Annotated in this window: 13 protein-coding genes; 7 read left to right on the forward strand and 6 right to left on the reverse strand. The window is 49.1% G+C overall.

All coding sequences use genetic code 11. From position 1 onward, the window contains the following. Positions 1-81 precede the first annotated feature (81 nt). The 4 genes from dnaK (at position 82) to rsgA (ending at position 4703) form a co-directional block, all read left to right on the forward strand. A complete protein-coding gene (gene dnaK, locus IQ260_RS17200; RefSeq protein WP_193994341.1) occupies positions 82-2097 on the forward strand; it encodes a molecular chaperone DnaK in 2016 nt (671 codons plus the stop codon). 103 nt (positions 2098-2200) lie between these two features. Continuing rightward, positions 2201-3328: a molecular chaperone DnaJ gene (gene dnaJ / locus IQ260_RS17205; RefSeq protein WP_193994342.1), complete on the forward strand. Its 1128-nt coding sequence runs from the start codon at positions 2201-2203 to the stop codon at positions 3326-3328. 20 nt (positions 3329-3348) lie between these two features. Then, the gene (locus IQ260_RS17210; protein WP_193994343.1) at positions 3349-3600 is read left to right on the forward strand and encodes a sulfurtransferase TusA family protein; all 252 of its coding nucleotides are present in this window, start codon (positions 3349-3351) and stop codon (positions 3598-3600) included. Between the two features lie 23 nt (positions 3601-3623). Continuing rightward, the gene (rsgA, locus tag IQ260_RS17215) at positions 3624-4703 is read left to right on the forward strand and encodes a small ribosomal subunit biogenesis GTPase RsgA (protein ID WP_265579533.1); all 1080 of its coding nucleotides are present in this window, start codon (positions 3624-3626) and stop codon (positions 4701-4703) included. Between the two features lie 122 nt (positions 4704-4825). On the opposite strand, the gene cysS is transcribed toward rsgA, so the two are convergent. The 3 genes from cysS to petC all read right to left on the reverse strand — a co-directional run bounded on the left by cysS (position 4826) and on the right by petC (position 8044). Beyond that, the gene (gene cysS, locus IQ260_RS17220) at positions 4826-6280 is read right to left on the reverse strand and encodes a cysteine--tRNA ligase (RefSeq protein ID WP_193994345.1); all 1455 of its coding nucleotides are present in this window, start codon (positions 6278-6280) and stop codon (positions 4826-4828) included. A gap of 197 nt (positions 6281-6477) precedes the next feature. Then, positions 6478-7446, reverse strand: a complete 969-nt coding sequence (petA, locus tag IQ260_RS17225; protein ID WP_193994346.1) for a cytochrome f — start codon at positions 7444-7446, stop codon at positions 6478-6480. A gap of 55 nt (positions 7447-7501) precedes the next feature. Beyond that, the gene (gene petC / locus IQ260_RS17230) at positions 7502-8044 is read right to left on the reverse strand and encodes a cytochrome b6-f complex iron-sulfur subunit (protein ID WP_193994347.1); all 543 of its coding nucleotides are present in this window, start codon (positions 8042-8044) and stop codon (positions 7502-7504) included. A gap of 398 nt (positions 8045-8442) precedes the next feature. Between petC and IQ260_RS17235 the strand changes: the two genes are divergently transcribed. From IQ260_RS17235 to IQ260_RS17245, 3 genes are all read left to right on the forward strand, one after another. Next, a complete protein-coding gene (locus IQ260_RS17235) occupies positions 8443-8754 on the forward strand; it encodes a DUF3067 family protein (protein WP_193994348.1) in 312 nt (103 codons plus the stop codon). Positions 8755-9292: 538 nt separating this feature from the next. Then, entirely contained in the window at positions 9293-10285 is a 993-nt protein-coding gene (locus IQ260_RS17240) for a ribose-phosphate pyrophosphokinase (protein ID WP_322744986.1), read from the forward strand. Between the two features lie 214 nt (positions 10286-10499). Further along, positions 10500-11303, forward strand: coding sequence for an ankyrin repeat domain-containing protein (locus IQ260_RS17245; protein ID WP_193994349.1), 804 nt, complete (start codon positions 10500-10502; stop codon positions 11301-11303). 36 nt (positions 11304-11339) lie between these two features. Here IQ260_RS17245 and IQ260_RS17250 read toward each other — a convergent pair whose 3' ends face one another. From IQ260_RS17250 to IQ260_RS17260, 3 genes are all read right to left on the reverse strand, one after another. Continuing rightward, a complete protein-coding gene (locus IQ260_RS17250; RefSeq protein WP_193994350.1) occupies positions 11340-11768 on the reverse strand; it encodes an NUDIX hydrolase in 429 nt (142 codons plus the stop codon). Positions 11769-11849: 81 nt separating this feature from the next. After that, positions 11850-12599 (reverse strand): DUF561 domain-containing protein, encoded by a 750-nt coding sequence (locus tag IQ260_RS17255; protein WP_193994351.1) that lies wholly within the window; start codon positions 12597-12599, stop codon positions 11850-11852. Between the two features lie 152 nt (positions 12600-12751). Next, a partial coding sequence (locus IQ260_RS17260; RefSeq protein ID WP_228016201.1) for an adenylate kinase occupies positions 12752-13422 on the reverse strand: 671 nt, incomplete at its 5' end.

The following is a 13422-nucleotide window of genomic DNA, read 5'->3' on the forward strand; positions in this document are numbered from 1 at the left end:
GACCAAGTCAGCATTGCAAGTCTAGGGATATCTAAATTTTAAAAGTAATACATGCATTTTCTAGAGTAAGCAGGCTCTCAGATGGGAAAGGTTATTGGCATTGATTTAGGGACTACAAATAGCTGTGTTGCTGTTTTAGAAGGTGGTAAACCTGAAGTTATTACCAACACGGAGGGCGGCCGGACAATGCCGAGCATTGTTGGGTTTGCTAAGAATGGGGAGCGGTTAGTGGGACAGTTGGCTAAGCGCCAGGCTGTCACGAACGCTGAAAATACTGTTTACAGTATCAAACGCTTTATTGGTCGGCGCTGGGAAGACACATCTAGCGAGCGATCGCGAGTTCCCTATACCTGTGTGCGCGGTAAGGATGACACGGTCGATGTTTTGATTCGTGGTAAAGCCTATACCCCTCAAGAAGTTTCTGCAATGACACTACAGAAGCTAAAGCAGGACGCTGAAGCCTATCTTGGGGAAGAGGTTACTCAAGCTGTTATTACAGTGCCTGCGTACTTTACGGATGCCCAGCGTCAGGCTACCAAGGATGCCGGTAAGATTGCAGGCCTTGAGGTATTACGTATTATTAATGAACCGACGGCAGCGGCACTTTCCTACGGTCTTGATAAGTTAGATCAAGACCAGACTGTCTTGGTCTTTGACTTGGGTGGAGGAACATTTGATGTTTCTATTTTGCAGCTGGGTGATGGTGTTTTTGAAGTAAAGGCCACCTCTGGGAATAACCACTTGGGGGGAGATGACTTTGATGACAGCATTGTTACGGCTTTATTAGATCAGTTCAGAGAGCAAGAAGGCATGGATCTTTCCACAGATCGCATGGCGTTGCAACGTATTCGTGAAGCCTCTGAGAAAGCCAAGATTGAGCTATCTAGTCGATCCACGACATCCATCAATTTGCCTTTTATTGCTGCGGATGAAACTGGACCCAAGCATTTGGAGTCTGACTTATCACGGACTCAATTTGAAGAATTGGCAAAGCCTTTGGTGGCGGCAACATTGGAGCCAGTGGCACAGGCACTGAAAGATGCTGAGCTGACACCAGATGATATTGATCGAATTTTGTTGGTAGGAGGATCTACACGGATTCCAGCTGTCCAGAAAGCCATTACTGACTATTTCAATGGCAAAACTCCCGATCGCTCTGTGAATCCAGATGAAGCGGTGGCGCTAGGTGCATCTATTCAGGCAGGTGTGCTTGGCGGTGAAGTTAAGGATTTGCTGTTGTTAGATGTCACTCCCTTATCCCTTGGTATTGAGACCTTAGGTGAGGTATTTACGAAGGTGATTGAGCGTAACACCACCATTCCTACTAGTAAGTCCCAGACCTTTTCAACGGCAACAGATGGCCAAACTTCAGTGGAAGTGCATGCGTTGCAAGGTGAGCGGGCAATGGCTCGCGACAATAAGAGTCTTGGCAGGTTTGAGCTGACCGGAATTCCACCTGCCCCCAGAGGGATCCCTCAAATTGAGGTGTCTTTTGAGATTGATGCCGATGGTATTTTGCAAATCGCTGCCAAGGATAAAGGTACAGGACGGGCTCAAAGCATTCGAATTACCAATACGGGCGGCCTGACCTCTGGCGAAATAGATAAGATGCGTGAGGAAGCGGAGGCCTACGCTGATGACGATGCCCGCCGGAAGGTAGTTGCTGAAATGAAGAATAAGGCCGACACCCTCTTCTACAGTTACGAGTCTACGATGCGAGAAAACGCTGAGTGGATTAGCGAAGAGCGCAGGGCGCAGGCTCAAGAATCAGAGACGGCTCTCCGAACAGCATTGAATGATAAGGACATTACTCCTGAGGCGTTGCAGGAAGCACTAGATGTGTTGCAACAAACTATTTTTGCCATTGGAGCTGAAATGTATCGCCAGGTCAATGATGATAACTATGACATTGCGATGGATGAGACGACCTCAGACAACACCTCTGAGTCGTCTAATGCCGATCAGGAGCCTCCATCGGAAGACCCGGTGCCAGTGACTCCCGATGGAGGCACATCTGATGGCATAGATTTATTAGAAAATGAGCCAGAATTTGACTTTGATGCGACGATTACGGCTGATTATGAGGCAATTGAATAGTAACCGAATGGCTGGGGTTCGGGAATTGCGAATCATTAATGTGCCGTGCTTACGTAGAATGGGGTGGATAGGTTTCCAGTTGTCGTTGTTAAGCTAACACTCTATGGCTCGTGATTACTATGAGGTACTCGGTGTTTCCCGGGGAGCCGATCAAGATGAGGTAAAGCGAGCTTATCGGCGACTAGCTCGCAAGTATCATCCCGATGTCAATAAGGATTCGGGGGCAGAGGACAAGTTCAAAGAGATTAACCGAGCTTACGAGGTTCTATCGGAGCCAGAAATTCGGGCTCGGTACGATCGCTTTGGTGAGGCTGGTGTTGGTGGTGCCGCTGCTGCTGGTGCTGGCTTCCAAGACTTTTCCGATATGGGTGGCTTTGCCGATATCTTTGAAAGCTTTTTTAGCGGCTTTTCGGGTGGACCTACCCAGACAAAGCGCCGTGGTCCGGTGCGAGGGGATGATTTACGTCTTGATCTAAAGCTGGACTTTTCTGAGGCTATTTTTGGTGGTGAGAAAGAAATCAAGATTAGCCACTTAGAAAACTGCATGACCTGTAAAGGGTCGGGGGCAAAACCTGGTACTCGCCCCCGTACTTGCTCTACTTGTAGTGGTTCTGGTCAAGTGCGGCGAGCTACTCGGACACCGTTTGGGAGTTTTACTCAGGTATCAGCTTGCCCCACGTGCAACGGTACTGGCGAAGTCGTCGAGGATCGATGTGAAGTCTGCGGTGGGGCTGGTCGCAAACAGGAAGCCAAAAAGTTAAAAATAACGATTCCGGCAGGTGTGGATAATGGCACCCGCCTGAGGGTCTCCAATGAAGGTGACGCGGGGGTACGCAATGGTCCTCCTGGAGATCTATACGTATATTTGTTTGTTAAAGAGCACAGTAAGTTTAAGCGAGATGGCATCAATGTTCTGTCGGACTTGAAAGTCAGCTATCTGCAGGCAATTTTGGGTTGTGAGCTACAGGTGGAGACAGTGGATGGACCTGTGGAGGTGCAAGTCCCCGCTGGCACTCAGCCAAATACGGTATTAACCCTGGAAAACCGTGGTGTTCCTAAGTTGGGAAATCCGGTTAGTCGCGGCAATCATTTGCTAACTGTTTTAGTTGATATTCCGACTCGGATTAAGACAGAAGAACGTGAGCTGTTGGCAAAGTTAGCAGAGGTTCGGGGCGACTCGATTTCTAAAAAAGGACTGGAGGGATTCTTGGGTGGTCTATTTAAGGGCTAGTGACTGGGAGGCTTTTGGCTATGACAGATGTCTTAAATAGACCGGATGAGACGTTAGATTTACGTGGGACTCCTTGCCCCTTAAATTTTGTACGGACTAAGCTCAAGCTACAGCGAATGCCCGCAGGCAATTTGTTAGAGGTTTGGTTAGATGCTGGGGAGCCTGTAGAGCAGGTCCCTGATAGTTTGAGGTCGGAAGGGATATTGATCGAAAGCCTGGAAGCAAGCTCAGAGGGCTATTTTATGCTTCAGGTTCGACGTCCTAAGGCATGAAGGCAGCAAAGAGCTTATCGTCTATGTTAGGTACCGTAGTTGCCTGTCAGGCAAACTACTACCAGGTACGGCTCTGTGTTGATGGTGATGAACCACTGTATTTTTTGTGTACTCGCCGTGCCCGATTGAAAAAACTAGGTCGACAGGTGGTGGTGGGGGATCGAGTTATCGTTGAGGAACTGGACTGGCACGATCGACGAGGTGCGATCGCAACCATTCAACCCAGAACTAATCTTCTGGATCGACCCCCGGTTTCCAATGTGGATCAAATTCTGCTGATCTTCGCCCTAGCTGAACCACAGTTAGACCCGATTCAATTGAGTAGATTTCTCGTTAAAGCAGAATCCACGGGTATTCCTGTAAACCTGTGCCTGAATAAGCGAGACCTACTATCTGAGGCAGAATTAGACCAGTGGCAGACTCGTTTGCGTAGCTGGGGATACAAGCCGACTTTTATTAGTGTGCGCAAAGATAAAAAATTGCCCCCGACGTTAATGCATACCCTCAGCCAGCGAGTGAGTGTTGTAGCGGGTCCATCTGGAGTGGGTAAATCCAGCCTTTTGAACCGGCTTGTGCCTGATGTTGAAGCGCGCACAAATGCTGTTTCTGGAAAACTCGGACGGGGGCGGCACACCACACGGCATGTGGAGTTATTTGACTTGCCCTCAGGAGGACTGCTGGCAGATACCCCTGGATTTAATCAACCAGATGTCACCTGTGATGTGGAAACACTCATGGGATGTTTTCCAGAAATTCGTCAGTTGGGGGGACAATGCCAGTTTAATAATTGTGTTCATCGCGATGAACCAGGATGCTCCATACGAGGCGACTGGGAGCGGTATGCTCACTATCTATCGCTGTTGGATGAAGTGCTGCATCACCAGCAGCAGCAAGAGCATCGCCCTGATGAAGAAGCCGTTGAAAAGGTGAAAATTGGCAGCGATGGCCAGGTTCTCCATGAACCGAAGCTGGAGGCGAAAAAGTATCGCCGCAAGTCCCGTCGTCAGAAACATCAGGATTTGCAAGACATGTGCTACGACGTCATGGGCGCAGATTCCATTGATGATATCGATGATGCAGTTTTAGAAGAATACGGTTTCTGAGGACATAAGATTCACTCGTCTGTTGTAAAGGCATCACATGATAATACGAATTCTGGTAGGACACCTTCGCCTGAAAGTTTGGCAGGCAGTCTAACAATTTCTTTGACGAATCACCACCGACTCTACCGATGCCACTCGGTAACGCCACCGGGTTTATCAATTAACGTAATCCCCTGGGCGGTTAAGTCCTCCCGAATTTTATCGGCTAGGGCGAAATCCTTGGCTTTTTTAGCAGCAAGTCGCTGTTCGATCAAGACTGTAATTGCCTCGTCACTAGGTCCTTCACTATCGGCATCGCCGGTCTCTTCTAGCTCTGCGTAAATTCCTAAGACCTGAGCTAGCCCAACAAGAGCATGCCATTGTTGCTTTAATTGTTCACTATCGGCATCAGTTTTGCCTTCGTGGACCAAAAGATTACCCTGACGCCGGAGTTCTTTGGCCAACTCAAACAGAACGGCTACGGCCTCAGGCGTATTAAAGTCATCATCCATTGCTGTTTGAAACCGCTGTACCGCCTCACTTTCGTGATTTAGCTCTAGAGAGTCTACAGGGGGCCAATGCAGCTGAGAGCCATAGTTATCACCAAATAGCAAACCATCTTTAAGCGTTTGCCAGCTTTTGGTAGCCGATGCGATCGCATCGGCTGTAAAATCCACCGGTTTACGATACTGAGCCTGACATAGAAACAATCTCAAAGCCATGGGATGAAGACCGTCTTCGGCGTCCAATAGCTGACGGATGGTTGTAAAGTTGCCCAGGGACTTGGACATCTTTTCCCCATTGACGTTCACCATACCGTTGTGCATCCAGTACTGAGAAAGGGGATGCCCTGTCGCCGCTTCGGACTGGGCAATTTCATTTTCATGGTGAGGGAAGGTGAGATCGCCACCGCCCATGTGAATATCAATGGTCTCGCCCATGTGATCGCGCACCATAGCCGAGCACTCAATATGCCAGCCGGGACGTCCCGGTCCCCAGGGCGATTTCCAGGAAGGCTCTTCCGGTTTTGCCCCTTTCCATAGAGCAAAGTCAAACGGATCCTGTTTTTTCGATTCCCCGCCATCGACACGCCCGCTGGCTCCTGCCTGCATGTCATCTAGCTTACGGCCCGAGAGCTTACCATAGCCATCAAACTGCCGGACCTTATAGTAAACATCTCCCCCAGCAGCATAGGCATAGCCCTTTTGCTCTAGCTCACCAATGAGGCGCTTGATGCCATCTATAGTGTGAGTAGCATAGGTGTACTGGTCAGCCTCTAGAATATTGAGCCGGGCCATGTCTTCATGGTAGGCCTCAATGTATTGCTGAGAGATGGCCCCCATGGTGGTGCCTTCCTTGCGGGCACGGTTCAAAATTTTGTCATCGATATCTGTAAAGTTCTGCACATAGTGAACGTCATAGCCCCGCCATTGCAAATAGCGACGTACGGTATCCCAAACCACGTAGCAGCGAGCATGGCCCAAGTGACAGTAGTCATAAACCGTCACACCACAGCAGTAAATCTTGACTTTCCTATCTTCTAAAGGCTGAAACGGTTCTTTGCTGCGAGATAGGGTGTTGTAAACGACTACGCTCATTGAAAAGGGAGTAATAACTGCTGTTGGCCCGATCGTTTCCTATGGTAAGTCGCTTTGGAGCGGTTTAGAGAACAGACAAAATAGGTATTCCAGACATGTATGGGACATGACTGGACTCTGTGTCTAAACTCCACGAAAAAAGGGAAGATACGTGCAGTACCTTCCCTTACATGTTTTAAGTTGAAACCCAGCTGACGTTAGAACGTCATGTTAGCCGCCTGGACGGTTTCAACCTGCTTCTTTTTGAGGACTAGCATGATCTGTGTCAAGGATGCAGCTGCTAGGAAGGCTAGAAGACCTTTGATGCGGTTGGGGCTCTGCAGCACAATTTCAGTGTCGTGCTGACCAAAACCACCCACGTTAGGATCGTTGGTGAGAGCAGCACCTGCTGCTACAGTATCGCCCTTGCTGACAATTAGCTCAGGCCCCGGCTGCAGACTTTCAGTTACGGTTGCCCCGTCTTCTGTTGCGATAGTGACCTCAGTACCGTAGTCACCTTTGACAATGTCAGTAATGGTGCCAGCTTTGGAGGCGGTGTAAACCACGTTATTGGTGGCCTGACCAGTGGGGTACACCTGACCACGACCGCGATTACCACCTACATGGACTTGATACTTACCAAAGTTAACGCTTTTATCAGTAGCCGGGTCAGGAGACAGTACAGGGAAGATAATCTCTGGATACTGTTCACCAGGAACAGGACCCACTAATAGCCAGTTAGGATGTTCGTCACTGTAGGGCACGTAGAAAGTGCTACCAATCTCTTCCTTCATTTCTTCGGGAATGCGATCTTGGGGAGCTAGCTGAAAACCATCGGGCAGCATCAACAATGCACCGACATTTAAGCCACCCCTACTACCATCACCGAGCACCTGCTGGGAATCTAGATCGTAAGGAACCTTGACTACAGCCTCGAACACAGTGTCAGGTAGAACCGCCTGGGGAACTTCAATCTCAGTCTTCTTTTTACCGAGGTGACAGTTGGCACAGACTATCTTGCCAGTCGCTTCCCGTGGGGTTTCGTAATTTTCCTGGGCCCAGAAGGGATAGGCCGCTGCCGATTGAGCATTGGTCAGGACACAGCTAATTGTTGCGATCGCAACAATTACACCAGAAACGATGACCTTCAGCAGCTTATTGAACACGCTTAAAAAATTAAATTTCATCCGTCACACGCCAGCAATTCAATTACGTAGAGAGAAATCAAGTGAAACAGACATCCTAAGACCACCAAGGGGCATCGCCTGTTCTAAAGTCAGTGTCGGTCCAATCGCTCAAAATCACCTTGTCATCTTCTGCTACATCGGCTTGGGCTAATGGCAGAGAAAGTGGGGCCGGGCCACGAACGACCTTACCGGTAGAGTCATATTGAGAACCGTGGCAAGGGCACATAAACTTATTAGCACCAGCATTCCACGGAACAACGCAGCCAAGGTGAGTGCAGACTGCATTGACAGCGTAGCTATCAAGGACGCCATCGTCAGTTACGACTAAATAAGTTGGGTCACCCTTCAGCCCTTGAACTAGAGAGCGGTCACCAGCGCCATGGGTTTCTAAGTAACTGCTAGCTGTCACATCGTTACCCAGTTCATCCTTAGCGGTAACACCACCGCCTGCTGAGCCACTGCTCGGAGGCAAAAAGTATTTAACGACGGGATAAAGAGCACCCACAGCCGTACCAGTTGCTGCTCCAAAGGTGAGCAGATTCATAAATTGGCGACGCCCTAAATCAGGGACATCAGGGTTTCCAGAAGCTTGAGCCATAACTATCAGACTATGTATGCGAGTATGAATCCAAAGGCTGCATTGCCCAGTACAAAACGTCTGCAACGGTTAAACGCAATACATTTGCGGCTTAGATCGTCACAGAAGTTTGCAAATTACTATGAGTATTATTACATTTTGCCGTCTCAGATAAACGATTCTTCCCCTGGTTTACTGATCACAACCGCAGTTTACTAGACGCGTGCACAGGGGGTGTGTCGTTGAGTTATGTCCTATAGAAAAACCTTCAAACCCTCTTAAAATAAGCAATCCCTTCAGACACGACGAAGCATTGAGACGATGAAAGGAGCGATTTTGAATCAGTATCCTACGGATTCCCTAGACTTGTTATCTATCTGAAATTGTGTAAATAAATGTAAAAGACGTGTTATCGGCCTATGACCCCTGAAGACTTCCAAGAACTCCTCATTGATAAATGGGGATATTCATTTGATGTACAAATCCGCAAGACTTCGACCAAAGTTTTTTTTCAAGTCATGTGGCGCTACTTGGAACAGGCCTCGTTTCCCATGGATGAGGGGGAGTATTTAGCTCATCTTAAAGAGATCGTCCTATATTTAGAGGCCATGGGGTGTTTAACTCAGGTACAAATGGCGATTGAGCAAACGAGTGAACGTCCTAGATTAGGAAAAGCAGTCAGTATCCCTATTGATTTAGGGCGTCGTTCATCCGAATGGCTGCTTGACTAAAGAGAACGTTTTGCTCAGCGGAAAAAATTTACATAAGGGACGCTCCAACTGCCAAGCAATCTGATATTATTGAACGAAATTTGTGTCATAGAACACATGTCTGGTTGCTTAAATCTACGGACTTGAGCAAGCATTTTTGACAAAATATTTTATTTAATCAACACTTAACGCCTGGTCGCCATCTGCTGAATGTCGCTATAATGCTCGCGTATGAAATGGGCATGAATTTTTAGTGGTATTGGCTGAGCCTTGGAACCGTAAAAATTTGTTATTTTGGCCTAGCTGAGTGAACGTCGTGCCTGGTAATTGGTCCCCCTATCAGAAGGCCATTCTAAAATTTCTCAAGGCTTCTGGGGAGTACATGGCTGATTTGGTGCATTGTCTTTACCTGCTTACAAGTTTTAACGTTGTTTGATTTTAGATATCTGACATCAGGGTGACTCGAAGAAATATCTCACTTGGGTAAAACCGAGCAGACTTTTCTAACGCCGATGTTACGATTTGCATGAATTTGCCAAGTATGCTTTGAGGGCCTGCCGTGATCCGCTCTGCAACACTGCCTATTAAACCCACTCTTCCAAGTTTGGAAGACAAGACACGCTTAAAGTTATTCTCAGGCTCCTCAAATCCCGCTCTTTCTGGAGAGGTTGCTCGATACCTCGGAATTGACTTAGGACCCATGGTGCGTAAACGGTTTGCCGATGGTGAACTGTATGTCCAAATCCAGGAGTCAATTCGTGGATGTGATGTCTATCTAATTCAGCCCACCTGCTGCCCGGTTAACGATCATTTGATGGAACTGCTCATCATGATCGATGCCTGTAGGCGGGCATCTGCCCGCCAAATTACGGCGGTTATTCCCTATTATGGCTATGCCCGTGCCGATCGCAAGACGGCTGGTCGTGAGTCTATTACTGCGAAATTGGTTGCTAACCTGATTACCCAGGCGGGGGCCAGTCGTGTGTTGGCCATGGACCTGCATTCATCGCAGATTCAAGGGTATTTCGATATTCCCTGTGATCATATATACGGCTCTCCGGTATTGGTCGATTATCTAGCCAGCAAACACCTCAGTGACTTAGTTGTGGTTTCTCCCGATGTTGGCGGAGTGGCCCGAGCCCGGGCGTTTGCCAAACGGTTGAGCGATGCTCCTTTGGCTATTATCGATAAGCGTCGTCAGGCTCATAATGTGGCTGAGGTAATGAATCTGATTGGCGATGTCGATGGTAAGACGGCTGTATTAGTGGACGATATGATCGACACTGGCGGTACGATTTCTGAAGGGGCACGGTTACTGCGTGCCCAGGGAGCGCGGCAGGTATATGCCTGTGCCACCCATGCTGTATTTTCGCCCCCTGCGGTTGACCGTTTGTCGAGTGGGGTGTTTGAAGAGGTGATTGTAACCAATACGATTCCCGTGCCTGTGGATCGTCAGTTTTCGCAACTGACCACCCTGACAATTGCGAATTTGCTGGGGGAAACTATCTGGCGTATCCATGAGGAGAGTTCCATCAGCAGCATGTTTCGCTAGGTTTTAGCGATTATATGTCATTTTTTTGAGTGAGCAAGGCTTTATACAGCCTTGCCCTTTTTATTGAGGGCGAAATTGATCATGCCCAGGGCCTAGGGGGGCCTGAGTTGCCTTATATGGATAAGGCTGTGATGAAGGCTAGTCGTGTTTTATGGCTTGTGGAAACTTTAGGGCAGGATTCGTGGACTGTAAGTACGTTACCGTTTAGAATCCCATGGTTAAAAGCACGTCCATCCTGCAATTGGCTAGTGCTCTACTAGCTATAGGTGTCCTTAATCCTCAACTCATTCAAACCCAGTCAGAACGTCTGGCGTTAGTGCTATTTGAGTCTGTCGCTCAGGCGGAATCTCTGCAGGCCGGGCTGCCATCGCAGGATCAGCAGCTGCTTGATGCTGTTCGTCGTGGCGATGTGCAGCTAGCAGAAATGGCTCTGCGTCAAGGGGCTAGTGCGAATGCAGGGAATCGGTATGTGGGCTATCCCATTGCGATCGCAACCGAGCAAGCCAATCAAGCCATGGTGCAATTGCTCGTGGCTCAAGGGGCTGATGTGGACATTGTCAGCGCTGGTGGTCAGACCGCATTAGGGCGAGCGGTCGACATGGGCAATATCAACCTCGTGCGTATTTTGATTAACGCGGGTGCGTCTCCAGATCGGCGTACTAACTACGGTGTGCCCCTGCTGTTCCGGGCCACCGAAATGGGCAATATCGATATCGTCAGACTGTTGCTTCAGGGCGGTGCCAATGCCAATGCTCAGGTGGCAGGTATTACACCGCTTTATAAAGCGGTTGAAGCTGGCAATCTGGCGATTGCCCGTTTGCTGCTAGAGGGTAGTGCTGATCCCGATCAAGCCACGCCTCTATACCGAGCTGTGGAGACTGGGAATGTGGAACTTGTCAGGCTGTTGTTAAACTACGGAGCTAATCCACACATCAATGAGCGGGGAGTCAGTGCTCTGAGGCTGGCCCGCGCCCAGGGTAATCGTCAGATCGTCACCCTGTTGCGTCAGGCTATGTAAGCCTGCTGGTAACGGTTGGCCGGTAAATCCAAAAACTTAAATATAGGCATGGCAGCCCTCAGGTACTAAATTCAAGACACCTGACTGGACCTGAGCGATTGGGATCCAAATAGCGTCGTGTTGTTTCTTGCCTTCTATCAGAGTGTAAGTGTGCTCCAAGTCATAAAACCTTGAGTCTACAAAATCACACCTGAACAACTGGATCAGCTCGTGACCGGGTTTACCCTGATGGGTAAATATATTGTCTAAACAGGTTAAATACTGAATATTAGTCAGTTCCGCCTGGATTTCCTCTTGAAATTCTCGTTTGAGGGCATTGATGCTAGTTTCGCCAAAGTCGATGCCGCCCCCTAAGAAACGGTAGAACTCTATATCTTTAACGGTGTCTTTTCCCTTGCTAACAAAAACATGGCCCTGATGTTTGATCAGACCAAGGGCAATGGGGCGAATACGTAGCTTTCCCATCGGGTACCTAACTTGTTTGGAATCAAGGACTCGGAGCAGTAAGGTTGTTGGCTCAATACTTGCTGCCCCGAGCCTTAGTTTCTAGACGGCTGCGGTTGAACGGGTAACCGTATTCAATGCTTCGCGCAGACTGCGAACAGCCGCAATCATAGCGACATTATTATTGAGTCGATTGACGGCAGAGCCAACACCCACACCAGCTGCTCCGGCTGCAATGGCCATGGGCGCGGTGACATCCGAAATGCCCGAGGCACAGAGGACAGGAATCTGCACAGCGCGTGCGATGGCGTGGGCTGCCGCCAATGTCGGCGTCGCCTTTTCAATCAGGCCGATGCTGCCAGAATGAGAGGGCTGGCTGCTGGTACCACCCTCGGTTTGAATGATATCTGCTCCTATGCTCTCTAAGGTTTCGGCCAGTTGTACCTGCTCGTTTAGGGGGAGCGTGTGGGGGACGGTTACCGATAGGGTAATGTGGGGCAGCAGTTCCCGTGTACGTTGGGTTAGCCCTACGACATCATTGGCATCAAACGTTAGGCCCTGGGCATAAAACGTATCAAAGTTGCCAATTTCAATCAGAGTTGCCCCCGCTGCAACGGGGGCCAAAAATGCTTCGGGGTCGATAGCTGAAACACAGATAGGTAGGCTAATGTGCTGATTTACCTGGCGCACGAGGTCAGCATCTGCCGCGATGTCAACAAAGGTGGCACCTCCCTCTTGAGCAGCCTTGGCCACAGCCAAAACATTGGCCACGTCAAAGTTAGCTAAACCACTAATAATTTTGAGTGCATGGCCTTGAGCCAAGGCTGTGCGAATGGGGGTGGGGATAGTCATAGGTCTTTACTGAGACAAGATCGATCAGGGCTATTGTGCCAGATGTGGGGCGTATGCAAGGTAAAGAATCGCTCTACTCCTTTTTCAAAAGCCTCTAAGACCATCCACTCATGCTGTTGGGGCAATGGGGCCAGGTGAAAGGGAGCTGCCCATTAACCGATGTTTGACAAAATATCCCGCTTGACGTCGTCAGCAGGCTGATTGCCGTCAATGCGTACGAGTCGTTGGCGGTAATCGTAATATTCGAGCATGGGCACAGTATTGGCGCTCAGGGCTTCAATGCGGCGGCGTAGCGCTTCGGGGTTATCGTCGATCGCTCCCCGATTTTCGGAGCGTTCAATCAGACAGTGGGTCGGTAGCTCTAGCCAAATGACGTGATTAACCTGACGCTTGAGTGTTTCTAAAAAGAAATCGAGTTCCTCGGCTTGGAAAGCAGTGCGAGGGTATCCATCTAGAATCCAGCCGTTAGCAGCATCGGGCTGTTGCAGCCGCTCCTTGATGAAATCAATCATCAACGTGTCAGAGACCAGCTCCCCGTTGGCTAAGGTTTCCGAGATTTGCTGACCCAAGGATGAGTCGGCAGCGATTTCTGCTCGTAGGACATCTCCAGTAGAAATCCAGGGAATGCCAAAGTGCTCGCTCAATTTTTTAGATTGGGTTCCTTTGCCCGAACCTGGGCCTCCCAATATCACTAGCTGCATGATTAATGTCCCGTTGCTAACGCTGCGTTTACTTGCATTTACTTTAATTTGGTTTTCAATGCGATTGTCTCTGCTCCAGATAATTCTTGTCTGGACTATTGAAGCAAAGCCTAGAGACGTAG

Source organism: Leptolyngbya cf. ectocarpi LEGE 11479 (assembly GCF_015207065.1).
Lineage (GTDB): Bacteria > Cyanobacteriota > Cyanobacteriia > Phormidesmidales > Phormidesmidaceae > Leptothoe > Leptothoe ectocarpi.